Source organism: Chromobacterium rhizoryzae (genome assembly GCF_020544465.1).
Lineage (GTDB): Bacteria > Pseudomonadota > Gammaproteobacteria > Burkholderiales > Chromobacteriaceae > Chromobacterium.
In genome coordinates, this window is sequence record NZ_CP066126.1 from 5,067,365 (window position 1) to 5,081,623 (window position 14,259).

The window sequence follows — 14,259 nt, forward strand, 5'->3', positions numbered from 1 at the left end:
CAGTGTCGCGGACCACTCTTAGAATAACTGTTTTACTCGATCACAAGGTGATGCGATGCGTACTTGGATGTGTCTGATCTGCGGCTTTATCTACGACGAGGAAGCCGGCCGTCCGGAGGATGGTATCCCGCCGGGCACCAAGTGGGAAGACATTCCGCCCAACTGGACTTGCCCGGATTGCGACGCGCGCAAAGACGATTTCGAAATGGTGGAAATCTGAGCCGGCGCCGCCCGCGTCCGCCGCGATTTCCCGCCGCGCCGCAGCTCGCCGTTCAGGCGGCGTCCGGCGCTCAAGAGGCCATACCGCAATGAAAAGTTTCTGGAGCAAAACCCTGGCCGGCCTGCTGGTCGCCGCCGCCCTCGCCGGCTGTGCCCAGGTCAACACCACCCAGGGCGGCGCCGTCGGCGTCAACCGCGGTCAAACCATGCTGCTGTCCAGCCAGGAAGTGGAGCAGATGTCGGCCAAATCCTATGCCCAGCAGCTGGGCAAGGCGCGCGCCGGCGGCCAGCTCAACGCCGACGCGGCGATGACGGCGCGGGTGCGCAAAATCTCTCAGCGCCTGATCGCCCAGGCGCCGGTATTCCGCCCCGACGCCGCCAAATGGCGTTGGGAAGTCAATGTGATGCGCAATGACGAACCCAACGCCTACGCGATGGCCGGCGGCAAGATCATGGTCTACTCCGGCCTGATCACCAAGCTCAAGCTGAGCGACGCCGAACTGGCGGCCGTCATCGGCCATGAAATCTCGCACGCATTGCGCGAGCACTCGCGCGAAAGCATGAGCCAGGCCTATGCGCAGCAAGTGGGTCTGTCGCTGGTGGGCGCGGTGGCCGGCCTCAGGCAGAACCAGCTGGACATGGCGGCGATGGCCGCCGACGTGGCCTTGTCCAAGCCCAACAGCCGCACCATGGAATCCGAGGCCGACATCATGGGCCTGGAACTGATGGCGCGCGCCGGCTACGACCCCAACGCCGCGGTCAACGTCTGGAACAAAATGCAGGCGGCCGGCAACGGCGGCGGCGTGGAATTCCTGTCCACCCACCCGTCCGGCCCCACCCGCATCCACGACCTGCAGCAGCGCATCCCGCAAGTGATGCCGCTGTACCAGGCGGCGAAGAAAGGCTGAACATGCCCTTGCGCAAAGAGGATATGGACGCGCTGCTGGCCCAGGCCCGCGCCTTGCCGGGCGCCCAGTTCGACATCAAGTGGGAAACCCGGCGCGTGCTCAGCCTGGAAAGCAAGATGTTCGCCTTGTTCAACGACGACACGGTGATGTACAAGGTGGCCGACGACGATTTTCTCGTCCTCAGCGGCCTGCCCGGGGTGCGGCCGGCGCCGTATCTGGCGCGGGCGCGCTGGATAGAAGTGTCGTCGCTGGAGGCGCTGAGCCTGGAGCAGCTGCACGACGGCCTCGCCGACGCGCGGCGCCTGGTGCTGGCCAAGCTGCCCAAGGCGGTCAGACAACGCTACGAGGCCAGCGCATGAGCGCAGCCGGCCCCATCGCCGCGGTGCTGATTCACGTCGCCGATTGGCGCGCCGGACTCGCCTGGTATCAACGGGCTTTTCCAGCGGCGCAAGCCGTAGACCTGCCCGATTTCGACTTCGCCTGCCTGGAATGGCAGGGCGTCCGGCTGGAAATCGTGCGGGCCGACGCCAAGGTGGGCTCCGGCGCGGCCGGCAGCGTCGTCTATTGGCGCAGCAGCGACCTGGACGCCGACATCCATCGGCTGACCGGCCTGGGCGCCGCCTTGTATCGCGGCCCGCTGGCGATAGAAGCGCAACAGGGCATCTGCCAATTGCGGGACCCATGGGGCAATTGCATCGGTTTGCGCGGCCCATGGACGCCCGCCACAAGGACAAGGACACCGTGAGCTACCTTTACCTGAAAGCCTTTCACATCTTTTTCGTGGTGTCCTGGTTCGCCGGGCTGTTCTACCTGCCGCGCCTCTATGTCAATCTGGCGCTGGCGGAACAGGACGCCGAATACCAGCGCCTGCTGCTGATGGCGCGCAAGCTCTACCGCTTCATGACCCCGCTGGCCGCGCTGGCGCTGGCCACCGGTCTTGGCCTGTGGCTGGGCTTCGGCATCGGCGGCGGCTGGTTGCACGCCAAGCTGACCCTGGTGCTGCTCTTGGTCGGCTACCACGGCTGTTGCGGCAAGCTCTACCGCGACTTCGCCGCCAAAACCAACCGCCGCAGCCATACCTGGTTCCGCGTGTTCAACGAACTGCCGGTGCTGGTCTTGCTGGCGGTGGTGATTCTGGTGGTGGTCAAACCGTTCTGAGGAGATGGATCGCATGCGCAAATGGATTGCATTGTGGCTGGGCTGCCTGCCCGCCTGGGCCGCCACCCCGCTGCCGCCCAAACCGGCGCTGCCGCCGGAAGTGGTGGCCACGCTGCGCCGCGACGGCGCGGAGCTGCTGCGGCTGCCGATGTGCGTGGACGCCAAGGGCGCTTTTTCCGGCCAGCGGGAGGTCGGCGACGCCCTGCTCAGCATCGGCGGCACCGTCTCCGCGGCGCGCGCCCAGCACAAGCCCTTGCTGAACGCCAACGCCAGCTGGAGCGACCAGGACGGCAGACGCGTGGTCAGCGCCCAGACCCTGATCGGCGCGCAGCCGGAATTGGTGGGGAGCTGGCCGCAACGCGCCACGCCTTACGGCCAGAGCAGCGGCGTAGTCTCTCAGCAAAGCAGCCTGTCGCTGTATCTGCAGATCTCGCCGCGGGCGGAAGCCTGTGGTAAACCCAAGGGCGAACAGATCGCCCATTAGAAGCTGTTCAATGTCCGCTGCGCTGCGGCGATACAGCGTTGAACCGGCTGGAGTAGATATAAAATGGCAGTGGAAATCGAACGCCGCTTCATCGTCGTAGGCGACGCCTGGCGCGGCCTGGCCCCAGGCGTGCAATACCGCCAGGGTTATCTGTCGGTGGAAAAGGAACGCACCGTGCGCGTGCGCGTGGTCGGAGATCAGGCCTGGCTGACGTTGAAAAGCAATATCAGCAACGTCAGCCGCCACGAGTTCGAATACCCGGTGCCGCTGGCCGACGCGCAAACCATCATGGGAGCGATGTGCCCGATGGTGGTGGACAAGCTGCGCCACCGCATCGAGCACGGCGGCTTCATCTGGGAAGTGGACGAATTTTTCGGCGACAACGCCGGCCTGGTCTTGGCCGAAATCGAGCTGCCGGATGAAAGCACCTCATTCGACCAGCCGGCCTGGATAGGCGAGGAAGTCACCGAGGACGGCCGCTACACCAACGCCTATCTGTCCAAGAACCCCTATAGCCGCTGGTAGTCTTGCCGGCCTGACGCCATGGATTAGCGATGGCTCGGATCAAGGCTATGCGAATGGGTTGCCATATTGCAGAACGTAATCATGGTAGCCCATTTTAAATAACTTATGCTCCATCTCTATTTCCGCCGAATCACCCGCGTGCAAAGATTTTAATACGCTTTCCGAAAACTCCATGGCCGCGGTTCCATTCGCTGTGATCAGGTTTCTATCCCGCACCGTTTGCGCTGCGATAAAGCCCGCGTGATGGCGATATTCCGGATATTCCGCCCACAAATGCTGAGCATTGCCGGTGTGGCGATAATCATTCAACAAGCCGTTCCGCGCCAAAAAATCCACCGCACCGCAGATTGCCGCCACGACAACCCCTGTTGCCAAGCAAGCGGCAACCCTCTCCCTCAACTCAGAGCTATCCAGGCTCCAGGCGTTGCCGCCGACTAAAACCAACAGCGCGGTATCGCCGGGAATATCCATCAGCGCGTAGTCAACAACCGTTGTAAAACCGCCCATGGATTTGCACATGCCCCGCTCCAAGGAGGCCGTGGCCACCGACCACTGCTTGCTCATCGCCAGCCGGCTGGACAGAAAAGCGCTTTCCCACTCGGCGTACTCATCCAATAAGAAAAATACGGCTTTTTTCATGACGCGTTCTCTATCGAAAATGACATGGTCAAAAGCATATATCACTCATAGCCCACCCACGCCAGCCTCGGTTAAAATAGCGGCCAATGGCGGGTCCAGCGCCCGCGCCCAATCCGAACACACCCGCGGCCGCGGCCGCCCGACAAGGAAACGCACATGTCCCGCAATCTGGAACTGTTTGAACGTGGCAAGAAATCCATCCCCGGCGGCGTCAACTCGCCGGTGCGCGCCTTCGGCCAGGTCGGCGGCACGCCGCGCTTCGTCAAGCGCGCCGAAGGCGCCTACTTCTGGGACGCCGACGACAAACAGTATCTGGACTATGTAGGCTCCTGGGGTCCGGCCATCGTCGGCCACGCCCACCCGGACGTGGTGCGCGCGGTGCAGGAAGCGGCCGTCGGCGGCCTGTCCTTCGGCGCGCCCACCGAGGGCGAAGTCCTGATCGCCGAGGAAATCCGCAAGCTGCTGCCCTCCATCGAGCAAGTGCGCCTGGTCTCCTCCGGCACCGAAGCCACCATGTCGGCGATCCGCCTGGCGCGCGGTTTCACCGGCCGCGACCTCATCGTCAAATTCGAAGGCTGCTACCACGGCCACTCCGACAGCCTGCTGGTCAAGGCCGGCTCCGGCCTGCTCACCTTCGGCAACCCGTCCTCCGGCGGCGTGCCGGCCGACTGCACCAAGCACACCCTGGTGCTGCAGTACAACGACGTCGAACAGCTGGACAAGACCTTCCGCGAGATCGGCGGCCAAATCGCCTGCGTGATCCTGGAGCCGATCGCCGGCAATATGAATTTGATCCAGCCCTCGGCCGAGTTCGTCCAGGCGCTGCGCAGCCTGACCGAACAACACGGCGCGGTGCTGATCTACGACGAAGTGATGACCGGTTTCCGCGTGGCGCTGAACTGCGCCCAGGGCCTGCACGGCGTCAAACCAGACCTGACCACGCTGGGCAAGGTGGTGGGCGGCGGCATGCCGCTGGCGGCCTTTGGCGGCCGCGCCGACATCATGGCCTGCATCGCGCCGCTGGGCAACGTCTACCAGGCCGGCACCCTGTCCGGCAATCCACTGTCGGTGGCCGCCGGCCTCGCCACCCTCAAGCTGATCCAGCAGCCCGGCTTCCACGCAGAGCTGGGCCGCCGCACCGCGCGTCTGGCCCAGGGCCTGGCCGACGCCGCGCGCGCGGCCGGCGTGACCATGAGCAGCGACAGCGTGGGCGGCATGTTCGGCTTCTACTTCAGCGAGCACGCGCCCAAATCCTACGCCGAAGCCACCCGCTGCGACATCGAACGCTTCAAGCGCTTCTTCCACGCGATGCTGGACGAAGGCGTCTACCTGGCGCCGTCCGCCTACGAAGCCGGCTTCGTCTCCAGCGCCCACAGCGACGACATCATCGAGCAGACCATCGCCGCCGCCGGTCGCGCGCTGAGCCGCGTCTAACTAAAACCATATTTCCCCGCTTGCTGAAGAGGAGCCTAAGGCTCCTCTTTCTCATTATTGTGTGCACAAACAAACGCCCCATCCTGATACAATGCCTTTGGAAATTTTTTATGCATATTGTTTGCCAATTTAATGTTGGCAAAAGCTTAGCGATGAAAGTGGCACTATCGATGGGGAATAAGAGAAAATTCATGATACTGGCCGGTATTATGTTGGCCAGCACCATAGCATTTGGCGGATGGAAATTTTGGCACTCACATCACGAGACAGTCATAACGCGGCTAGCTCTGGATGATGATAACAACCATAAAATTATTTCCGAGGTCATGGCACGCGCTTACGGTGCTAAAAACTATGATGAAACAGAAGAGTGCTGGAACATCAACCGTAATGACCAAGTCTATTGCATGAAGCCAATGGCTTTAGATCTGGTCCAGGCCAATGGTGAAGAAACATTCTACCTATTCGCCAGCGGCTTCCTCACGGAATCCAGTCATGCAGATAGCGAAGGGCTAGCCGGTGCATTTGTCTTCCACAAGAAAAACCTCGAGTTGATCGCTTCCGACAAGGCACTTTCATATGACAGCATTGGCGGAGCCATGCCGGAAACCGTCAAATTGCTCCCCATTTCACGTACCGGACTCATGGGCTGGTTGATACAGGTCGGAGGAGAACTCAACGGTGGTTATGCATTCCGCCAGCCATACCTATTCATGCCCAAGCAGAACAAAATCCTAGATACAGCCAAAGATGTAATCGGTGCTCAGGGCGCAAGTCAGTACACTTTGGACTTCATCTATCAAACGGATACAAAGAATACCAGTTCTGAGTTTTACCCACTGCAGCTTACGGTTCAGGATCACAACAAGCAAAAAATCGCCAGCTATCATTTTCAATTTGACAGCAAACAATGGAAGTACGTCTGTGCTGACAAAACCTGCGGGGAGGAAGGCCACCTACCCAGCGAAGATGACCCTGAGATAACGGAGAATAACGAAGAAAACTCCGCGGAAACTGAAGCAGCGCCCCCACCACCCAACAACGCCAACGCAGCGCTGTTCGACGACAGCACCGAGTTGTCCACAGCTGATCTGAGAGAAGTCCTCAAAGCCTTGAATGCCACCTACGTCATCAAGGATCAGGACAACTGGGGCTTCGTCACACCAGAATGCACCGCACCGTTCAAACTGAGCGCATCCATACCAAAAGGCTCGGAAAACGACCACAACAACCTGTGGGTGGAGGGTGGCAACAGTTGCACCTCCGGCAATACCGAACACTCAATTTGGCTATTCATCCGCGGCGAAGATGGCCATTTGCGTGCCAATCTGGGCCTACCGGCCAAGAAGGCCACCGTAGCAGACACAGGTAATCAGGGTTACAACGACATCCGTCTGTCCGGTAATGGCTTCTGCGAAGCTATCTGGCGCTGGAACGGCGAACGCTATGAGCATCAGAAGAACATCGCCACCCAACCAGGCGGTTGCGATAGCAAATAATCCCACTCACGGCGGCGGCGTAAGTCGCCGTCATTTTCTTCATCACGCTGGTCCATCTTGGCTTTCTCCGGCAGTATCTCGCCGATGTCACCGCCACTCACACCCCAGATATCCCCCCCCACCCGCCTGGCCTGGCGGCTGCGCGTCGAAGTCTCCGGCGTGGAACTGCAGCCCTGCGAGCAAACGCGAGGCCCCGACGGCTACGGCCGCGGCCGGCGCTTGCCGCTAGCCAGGCTGCTGGCGGAACAGGACGGCCTGGACTGGCTCGGCGGCCAGGACCGGCTGATCCTGCGCGCGCTGGCCGCCTTGCAGGCCGACATCGCCGCCGACGGCCACGCGGCGCTGGACGCGCTGGCCGCGCTGCCGCTGCTGGTCGGCCACCCGGCGCTGTACTGGGCCGACGCGCCGGAACAGCCGCTGCGGGTGGAGGCCGGCCAAGTGGCGCTGGAACTGGAGCGCCAGGGCGAACAGATCTCCCTGCGGCTGAGCCCGCCCGGCATCGCCGCATGCGCAGGCGTGCTGTGGCGCAAGCTGGCGCCGGACCGTCTCGCGGTCTACCGGCTGGACGAGGAGGTGCGCCAGATCGCCGCCCTGCTCGGCCACAGCCTGAGCCTGCCCTGGCACGCCCGCAAGAAAGTGCTGGACGCCATCCGCGACATCGCGCCGGAGCTGCCCTTGCACGACGTCAGCGCCAGCTTTGACGACAGCCTGCCCAGCCAGCCGGCCGACGCCGTTCTGCGCGCGCTGCTGCGGCTGGACGAGGCCGGCCTGCGGCTGCAGCTGAAAGTGCGCCCGCACCCGGCCAGCGCGCTGTACGCGCCCGGCCGCGGCGCGCCCGGCCTGGTGGTGAGCGCGGACGGCGTCGCGCTGCAGCTCAAGCGCGACCTTCCCGCCGAGCGTGCCCGCCAGCGCCGGGTCCACGCCGCCTGCCCGACGCTGGCCGCCGCGCGCCGCGACAGCGACGAATGGGTGCTGGACGGCCAGCAGGCGGCCTTGGACCTGCTGGCCGAACTGCAGACGCTGGACGCGGACACCCTGCAATGCGAATGGCCGTCCGGCCAGCGCCAGCGCATCCGCGCCGGCGTCGGCCTGCCGCAGCTGAAACTGAGCGCCAAGCGCAAGGGCGGCTGGCTGGAAGTGGACGGCGAACTGGGGCTGGACGACGGCAACATCCTGGCGCTGCGCCATCTGCTGGAAGCGCTGGCCGGCCAGTCCGGCCGCTACCTGCGCCTGTCCGACGGCGACTGGCTGGCGCTGTCCGACTCCCTCGCCGCCCGCCTGCGCCAACTGACGCTGCTAGCCGACCACGCCGCGCCCGGCGGCCTGCGCCTGAGCCCGCTGGCCGCGCCGCGGCTGGGCGAACTGGCGGCCGAGGCCGGCGCTTTCGACGGCGACGCCGGCTGGAATGAACAATGGCGGCGGCTGCAATCGCTGCAAAGCTTCGAACCCGAAATACCGGACACCCTGCGCGCCACGCTGCGGCCTTACCAGCAGCAAGGCTACAACTGGCTGGCGCGGCTGGCCCACTGGGGCGCCGGCGCCTGCCTGGCCGACGATATGGGCCTGGGCAAGACGGTGCAGACGCTGGCGCTCTTGCTCAGCCGCGCCGCGCTCGGCCCGCAGCTGGTGGTGGCGCCCACCTCGGTGGCGCTGAACTGGCTGGCAGAGGCCGCCCGCTTCGCGCCCAGCCTGCGGCTGCGGCCCTACCAGCAACAACGGCGGCTGGACAACGCCGGCCCCGGCGATCTGGTGGTGGCCAGCTACGGCCTGCTGCAACGCGACGCCGACACCTTCGCCGAGGTGCGCTGGGCCAGCGTGGTGCTGGACGAGGCGCAGGCGATCAAGAACGCAGCCAGCCAGCGCGCCCAGGCCGCCCACGCGCTCTACGCCGATTTCCGCCTGGCCGCCAGCGGCACCCCGGTGGAAAACCATTTGGGCGAATTGTGGAGCCTGTTCCGCTTCGTCGCGCCCGGCCTGCTGGGCAACGAGGACAAATTCCAGCAGCGCTTCGCCCAGCCCATCGCCGACGGTGACGAAGACGCCCGCGACGCGCTGAAGGCGCTGATCCGCCCCTATCTGCTGCGCCGCACCAAGCAACAGGTGCTGACCGAGTTGCCGCCGCGCACCGACATCACCCGCGCCGTCCCGCTGAGCGAGGCGGAAATGGAAGTCTACGAGGCGATGCGTCAGCAGGCGCTGGACAAGCTGGGCCAGCCGGGCGAGGCCGAGGGCGGCGCGATGCAAGTGCTGGCCGAACTGACCCGGCTGCGCCGCTTCTGCTGCCACCCCACGCTGACCCAGCCGGACAGCGCCTTGCCCTCCGCCAAGCAGGCATTGTTCCGCGAACTGATGCTGGAACTGCTGGACAACGGCCACAAGGCGCTGGTGTTCAGCCAGTTCGTCGATCACCTCGCCATCGTCCGCCGCTGGATGGACGAGCAAGGCATACGCTACCAATACCTGGACGGCGCGGTGCCCGGCCCGCAACGCAAGGCGCGCATGGACGCCTTCCAGGCCGGCGACGGCGAGGTGTTCCTGATCAGCCTGAAAGCCGGCGGCACCGGCCTCAACCTGACCGCCGCCGACTACGTGATCCACCTCGACCCCTGGTGGAACCCGGCGGTGGAAGACCAGGCCAGCGACCGCGCCTACCGCATGGGCCAGCAGCGGCCGGTGACGGTGTACCGGCTGGTGGCCCAGCACACCATAGAAGAAAAGATCGTGGCGCTGCACGCCAGCAAGCGCGAGCTGGCCGACAGCCTGCTGGACGGCGGCGATCTCAGCGCGCGGCTGGACGGCGCGGCGCTGTTGGCACTATTGCGCCAAAGCTGAGCATTGCCCTTTCGTCATAAAATGGGCAAGCTGGCGTCATTTCCTTGATTCCGGATTATCCATGCTCAAAGCCCTCCTGCTGTCCAGCCTGCTGCTGTCCGCGCTGCCCGCCTGGGCCGGCCTGTCCCAGACCGACACCGCCTCCGAGAAAATCTCCGTCGGCACCCTGTCCATCGTCGCCGCGCCGGCGATCAGCGTGGCCGGCAGCGCCCAGGGCAAGGGCGAATCGCTGCTGGCCCCGGTGCTGGCGGTGACCGGCAGCGCCTATGTGATCACCGGCCTGGCCCAGGGCGCCGGCGACACCGTCAAGATGTCGCTGGATGCGGTGCAAGGCGGCGCCAAGCTGGTGGTGGAGTTGTCCGGCAAGGCGCTGAAAGCCACCGGCGCCGCGGTCGGCGCCTCGGTGCAAGTCACCGCGGTGGCTAGCGGCACCATGCTGGTCACCTCCGGCAAAGTGCTGGCCTTCATCCCCAACAAGCTGGGCGAGGCCCTGCTGGAGCACAACCGTGTCCCGTCCTGACGCTCTGCCCGCCCGCCTCGCCGGCCTTGGCCTGGCGCTCTGCCTGCTGCTGCCGCACACCGCCCAGGCCGGCCGCAGCTGCGAGGAACAAACCATCACCCCGGCCACCTTCGGCAAGGCGATGGCCGCCGCCGAACAGCTGCGGCAAAAGCTGGACGCCAGCGGCGGCGGCGTCGCGGTGATCGGCCGCGTCGGCCAGGACCTGTCGCGCTTCAAGCTGCGCTACACCCATGTCGGCATCGCCTACCGCCAGCCGGAAGGCCGCTGGCGCGTCGCCCACCTGCTCAACGACTGCGGCAGCGCCAGCTCCGACCTGTGGTACGAGGGCCTGGGCAATTTCTTCCTCGACGATATGTATTCCTTCGAATCGGTGGCGCTGCTGCCGCCGCCGGCGCTGGCCGCCCGCCTGCGCGAACGGCTGCAGGCGCCGCCGCGGCTGCGCGAACTGCACACCCCGCAATACAGCCTGCTGGCCTATCCCTTCGCCACCCGCTACGAAAACTCCAACACCTGGGTGCTGGAAACGCTGGCGGCCTCGGCCAGCCAGGAAGCGCGCATCGCCAACCGCGAACAGGCGCAAATGTGGCTGAAGCTCAACGGCTACGCGCCGTCGGAACTCAAGCTGGGGCCGCTGACGCGGCTGGGCGGCCGCATGTTCAAGGCCAATGTCGCCTTCGACGACCACCCCAACGAGATGCGCTACGCCGACCGCATCCAGACCGTGACCGTGGATTCGGTGATGAACTTCCTGCAGGCGCGCAAGGAGGGCTGGCAAGTGTTGGACATCCCCGCGCCTTGACTTGGCCTCGAGCCTGTTCACGATCTTTTATGAGTACCTTGAGATGCTGTGTAGATACGTAGGAGACTTCGTATTCGACGCGCCCCGGCGCCCTTCAAGCCTGCCGTCGGGGGGCGGGCCCGAGGTTTTAGCTACGCAACAACTTCGCTTCGCGGGTTTTAAGCGGCGGCTTGTTCGAGCACCGCGACCTTAGCGCCCCATCACTGAGAATCTTTGATTCGCTCAGCGATGGGGCGGCTGGGCCGCGCACATCTCCCTTTCCGTTTGATTTCCTCGCGACGCTTCGCTCGGTCAGGGCGGAACCGGCCCTAAATCATCATTTAGGCCATTAGCCCGATCTGAAATAATCAAAAACGAGCTCCAGCAGCAAAACCAGCCTACATAGCGCAGCGACGGGCCTGTGCCGCCGCCGCGCCTGGCCTCAACCGCTGTTGCGCAAGCCGGCCGAAGTGCCGTTGATGGTCAGATGAATCGCGTACAAGGCCTCGGCGTCGTCCGGCTGACGGCGCAGCCGGCTCAGCAACTCGGCCTGCAACAGGCCCAGCGCGTCCAGATACGGCAAGCGCGTTTCCAGGCTGCGGTGCAGCGTCGGGTTCTTCTCCAACAGCGCGCTTTGGCCGGTGACGGCGTAGAAAGCGTCCAGCGTGGCCTGCCACTCGGCCTGGATGCGGCCGAACAGCGCCTCGGCCAGCGCGCGGTCCTCCACCAGGCCGGCGAAGCGGCGGGCGATGCCCAGATCCGCCTTGGCCAGCACCTGCTCCATATTGGACAACACCACCTGGAAGAACGGCGAACTGCGATACAGGCTTTGCAGGCGCGCGCGGCCGGCTTCGCCGTGGCGCTCGATGAAGGCGCGCACCGCCGAACCGACGCCGAACCAGCCGGGCAGCATCACCCGCGATTGCGACCAGGAGAACACCCAGGGAATGGCGCGCAGGTCCTTGATCGAAGCCAGGCTCTTGCGCGAGGCCGGCCGGCTGCCGATATTGAGCTTGGCGATGGCGTTGATCGGCGTCGCCTCCAGGAAGTACTGCATGAAGCCCGGCGCTTCCACCAGCTCGCGATAGGCGCGGTAGGCGGCGTCCGACAGCTCGTCGAACACCGTCTCGTCGGTCTCGCAGCTGGCGCAGCCGCTGAGGCTGGCTTCCAGCGTCGCCGCCACCAGGGCTTCCAGGTTGCGGCCGCCGATGGCCGGGTCCGAATACTTGGATGCGATCACCTCGCCCTGCTCGGTGATGCGGATGCGGCCGGCCACGCTGCCGGCCGGCTGCGCCATGATGGCTTCGAACGACGGACCGCCGCCGCGGCCCACCGAGCCGCCGCGGCCGTGGAACAGCCGCAGCTTGACCCGGCCGTCGGCGAAACAGCGCACCAGCCGCTTTTCCGCCTGGTAGAGCTGCCATTGGCTGGTCAGATAACCGCCGTCCTTATTGCTGTCGGAATAGCCCAGCATCACTTCCTGCATGCGGCCGCGGCTGTCCAGCAGTTGCTGGTACCACGGCAGCGCGAACAGCGCCGTCATCACCTGAGCGCTGCGGTCCAGATCGGCGATGGTTTCGAACAGGGGCACCAGGTTGACGCTGGCGCGCGGCTGCCCGTCCACCAGCCGGATCATGCCGGCCTCCTTCAGCAGCAGCGCCAGCGCCAGGATGTCGCTGACCTGGGCGCAATTGGAAATAATGCTCTGGCCGATGGCGTCCACGCCGAACTGACGTTGGATCAAGGCCGCCTCGCGGAAGATGGCCAGTTCCTTCTCCGCTTCGGCGCTGTAGTCCAGATAGGGCGAATACAGCAGCCGCGGCGTGGCCAGCTCGCGCAGCAGCACCCGGGTCCGCGCCGCCTCGTCCAGCGCCGCGAACTCCTCCAGCCCGGCGCGGGCGAACAGCTCGCCCACCACCGCCTCGTGGCTGCCGGCGAACTGGCGCAGGTCCAGCGGCATCAGGAAGAAGCCGAACACGTCCACCGCGCGGATCAGTTCCGCCAGCCGGCCGTCGGCCAGCGTCGCGCTGCCGTGTTCGCGCAGCGAGGCATCCAGCACCGCGAGATCGGCCTGGAATTCAGCCTGGTCGGCATAGGGCCGGCCCGCCGGCCAGCGGCCGCTCAGGCTCACGCCCAGCCGCAGGCCGGTGGCCAGTACCCGCGCCTCCATTGCCGCCAGCGCGCGCCGGTACGGTTCCTCGCGGCGGCTCTCCTCCTGGTCCGGCGTCAACGCCGCCAAGCCCACCAAGGCCGGGCTGACGCCGACCAGGCGCTGCGACAGCGACAGCTCGCGGTACAAGGCCGCCAGCTCGTACAGATAATGTTCGAAGGCCACTTGCGCCTGGCGCGTCACCGCGTGGCGCAGCACCACGGCGTCGACATTGGGGTTGCCGTCGCGGTCGCCGCCTATCCAGCTGCCGACGCGGATGAAGGACGGCAACGGCGTCGTCTGGCCCCAGGTGGCCTCAATCTGCCGGTCCAGGCGCTGATACAGCGCCGGCAAGGCCTGGAAGAAGGTCAGCGGGTGGTAGGCGACGCCGTTTTCGATCTCGTCCTTGACCGCCAGCTTGAAGTGACGGATTTCCGAGGTCTGCCACAGCGCGACGATCACGCGCTTGAGCTTGGCCTCCAGTTCCTCTTCTTCTTCCGGCGTCAGGTCCGCCGCCGCCAGCTTGCCCAGGAAACGGCGCACCGCGCGGTGGCCGTCCAGCACGCTCTGGCGCTGCACCTCGGTGGGGTGGGCGGTGAGGATGGCGCCGACATAGGCGTCGCGCAGGGTGTCGGCCAGCATGGCGATGCTGACGCCGTCCGCCTTCAGCTTGCCCAGCGCGCGCGACAGGCTGCCCTGCTGCGGCGCGGAACCGGCCTGTCGGTGGGCGCGGCGGCGGCGCACATGGTGCAGGTCCTCGGCGATATTGAACAGCTGGGCGTACAGGCCGCAGGCGCGCACCAGCGCCATCGCCGCCGCCGGGCTCAACTCCGCCGCCAAGGGCTGGCTGCGTTCCTCGGCGCTGCGGCCGGCGATGGCGCGCACCTCGGCGTAGACCTCGGGGCCGGCCTGTTCGCTCAACACTTCGGCCAGCGCGCGGTCCAGGCGCGCCAGATCGGCGCGCAGCGGCAAGTCCTTGTCTAAATCGCTCATTCGGTATTCCTTGATGATGACGAGCGGCCGTGGCCGCTCCTAGTTTTGAATCGGCTCAAGTCAGCGCGGTCGCTGACTTCAGACGATTCGTTTCGCATGCAAAACATCATAAGCAGGCTTG

14 protein-coding genes are annotated in these 14,259 nt (G+C 65.3%); 12 read left to right on the plus strand and 2 right to left on the minus strand.

Annotation, left to right across the window (positions count from 1 at the left end; all coding sequences use genetic code 11):
* Positions 1 to 55: 55 nt before the first annotated feature.
* From JC616_RS23170 to JC616_RS23200, 7 genes are all read left to right on the plus strand, one after another.
* On the plus strand, positions 56 to 220 hold the full coding sequence (locus JC616_RS23170) for a rubredoxin (protein WP_039756174.1): 165 nt from the start codon (positions 56 to 58) through the stop codon (positions 218 to 220).
* An 88-nt stretch (positions 221 to 308) separates the two neighbouring features.
* Positions 309 to 1,127, plus strand: coding sequence for a M48 family metallopeptidase (locus tag JC616_RS23175; RefSeq protein WP_227105698.1), 819 nt, complete (start codon positions 309 to 311; stop codon positions 1,125 to 1,127).
* A 2-nt stretch (positions 1,128 to 1,129) separates the two neighbouring features.
* Entirely contained in the window at positions 1,130 to 1,486 is a 357-nt protein-coding gene (locus JC616_RS23180; protein ID WP_107801188.1) for an MmcQ/YjbR family DNA-binding protein, read from the plus strand.
* Positions 1,483 to 1,872 carry a VOC family protein gene (locus JC616_RS23185; protein ID WP_227105700.1) on the plus strand — a complete coding sequence of 130 codons (390 nt, stop codon included), beginning with the start codon at positions 1,483 to 1,485 and terminating at the stop codon, positions 1,870 to 1,872. The genes JC616_RS23180 and JC616_RS23185 overlap by 4 nt, the downstream gene beginning before the upstream one ends.
* The gene (locus JC616_RS23190; RefSeq protein ID WP_199225954.1) at positions 1,839 to 2,285 is read left to right on the plus strand and encodes a CopD family protein; all 447 of its coding nucleotides are present in this window, start codon (positions 1,839 to 1,841) and stop codon (positions 2,283 to 2,285) included. Before JC616_RS23185 ends, JC616_RS23190 begins: the two co-directional genes overlap by 34 nt.
* A gap of 13 nt (positions 2,286 to 2,298) precedes the next feature.
* On the plus strand, positions 2,299 to 2,769 hold the full coding sequence (locus tag JC616_RS23195; RefSeq protein WP_227105702.1) for a hypothetical protein: 471 nt from the start codon (positions 2,299 to 2,301) through the stop codon (positions 2,767 to 2,769).
* Positions 2,770 to 2,832: 63 nt separating this feature from the next.
* On the plus strand, positions 2,833 to 3,294 hold the full coding sequence (locus tag JC616_RS23200; RefSeq protein ID WP_166450475.1) for a CYTH domain-containing protein: 462 nt from the start codon (positions 2,833 to 2,835) through the stop codon (positions 3,292 to 3,294).
* 45 nt (positions 3,295 to 3,339) lie between these two features.
* On the opposite strand, the gene JC616_RS23205 is transcribed toward JC616_RS23200, so the two are convergent.
* Positions 3,340 to 3,933 carry a DJ-1/PfpI family protein gene (locus JC616_RS23205; protein ID WP_227105704.1) on the minus strand — a complete coding sequence of 198 codons (594 nt, stop codon included), beginning with the start codon at positions 3,931 to 3,933 and terminating at the stop codon, positions 3,340 to 3,342.
* Between the two features lie 156 nt (positions 3,934 to 4,089).
* Here JC616_RS23205 and hemL point away from each other — a divergent pair, with 156 nt between their 5' ends.
* From hemL to JC616_RS23230, 5 genes are all read left to right on the plus strand, one after another.
* The gene (hemL, locus tag JC616_RS23210; RefSeq protein WP_227105706.1) at positions 4,090 to 5,367 is read left to right on the plus strand and encodes a glutamate-1-semialdehyde 2,1-aminomutase; all 1,278 of its coding nucleotides are present in this window, start codon (positions 4,090 to 4,092) and stop codon (positions 5,365 to 5,367) included.
* 110 nt (positions 5,368 to 5,477) lie between these two features.
* Positions 5,478 to 6,866 carry a hypothetical protein gene (locus JC616_RS23215; protein ID WP_227105708.1) on the plus strand — a complete coding sequence of 463 codons (1,389 nt, stop codon included), beginning with the start codon at positions 5,478 to 5,480 and terminating at the stop codon, positions 6,864 to 6,866.
* 84 nt (positions 6,867 to 6,950) lie between these two features.
* Entirely contained in the window at positions 6,951 to 9,698 is a 2,748-nt protein-coding gene (locus JC616_RS23220; RefSeq protein WP_227105710.1) for a DEAD/DEAH box helicase, read from the plus strand.
* A 61-nt stretch (positions 9,699 to 9,759) separates the two neighbouring features.
* Positions 9,760 to 10,218, plus strand: coding sequence for a hypothetical protein (locus JC616_RS23225; protein WP_227105711.1), 459 nt, complete (start codon positions 9,760 to 9,762; stop codon positions 10,216 to 10,218).
* Positions 10,205 to 11,017 (plus strand): DUF2145 domain-containing protein, encoded by an 813-nt coding sequence (locus JC616_RS23230; protein ID WP_227105712.1) that lies wholly within the window; start codon positions 10,205 to 10,207, stop codon positions 11,015 to 11,017. The genes JC616_RS23225 and JC616_RS23230 overlap by 14 nt, the downstream gene beginning before the upstream one ends.
* Before the next feature lie 421 nt (positions 11,018 to 11,438).
* On the opposite strand, the gene ppc is transcribed toward JC616_RS23230, so the two are convergent.
* Entirely contained in the window at positions 11,439 to 14,138 is a 2,700-nt protein-coding gene (ppc, locus tag JC616_RS23235) for a phosphoenolpyruvate carboxylase (RefSeq protein ID WP_227105713.1), read from the minus strand.
* Positions 14,139 to 14,259 lie beyond the last annotated feature (121 nt).

Bases quoted from the DNA above. Each gene is read 5' to 3' on its own strand.
- JC616_RS23170 (WP_039756174.1), top strand. From the start codon at position 56: ATGCGTACTTGGATGTGTCTGATCTGCGGCTTTATCTACGACGAGGAA.
- JC616_RS23175 (WP_227105698.1), top strand. From the start codon at position 309: ATGAAAAGTTTCTGGAGCAAAACCCTGGCCGGCCTGCTGGTCGCCGCC.
- JC616_RS23180 (WP_107801188.1), top strand. From the start codon at position 1,130: ATGCCCTTGCGCAAAGAGGATATGGACGCGCTGCTGGCCCAGGCCCGC.
- JC616_RS23185 (WP_227105700.1), top strand. From the start codon at position 1,483: ATGAGCGCAGCCGGCCCCATCGCCGCGGTGCTGATTCACGTCGCCGAT.
- JC616_RS23190 (WP_199225954.1), top strand. From the start codon at position 1,839: ATGGACGCCCGCCACAAGGACAAGGACACCGTGAGCTACCTTTACCTG.
- JC616_RS23195 (WP_227105702.1), top strand. From the start codon at position 2,299: ATGCGCAAATGGATTGCATTGTGGCTGGGCTGCCTGCCCGCCTGGGCC.
- JC616_RS23200 (WP_166450475.1), top strand. From the start codon at position 2,833: ATGGCAGTGGAAATCGAACGCCGCTTCATCGTCGTAGGCGACGCCTGG.
- JC616_RS23205 (WP_227105704.1), bottom strand. From the start codon at position 3,933: ATGAAAAAAGCCGTATTTTTCTTATTGGATGAGTACGCCGAGTGGGAA.
- hemL (WP_227105706.1), top strand. From the start codon at position 4,090: ATGTCCCGCAATCTGGAACTGTTTGAACGTGGCAAGAAATCCATCCCC.
- JC616_RS23215 (WP_227105708.1), top strand. From the start codon at position 5,478: ATGCATATTGTTTGCCAATTTAATGTTGGCAAAAGCTTAGCGATGAAA.
- JC616_RS23220 (WP_227105710.1), top strand. From the start codon at position 6,951: ATGTCACCGCCACTCACACCCCAGATATCCCCCCCCACCCGCCTGGCC.
- JC616_RS23225 (WP_227105711.1), top strand. From the start codon at position 9,760: ATGCTCAAAGCCCTCCTGCTGTCCAGCCTGCTGCTGTCCGCGCTGCCC.
- ppc (WP_227105713.1), bottom strand. From the start codon at position 14,138: ATGAGCGATTTAGACAAGGACTTGCCGCTGCGCGCCGATCTGGCGCGC.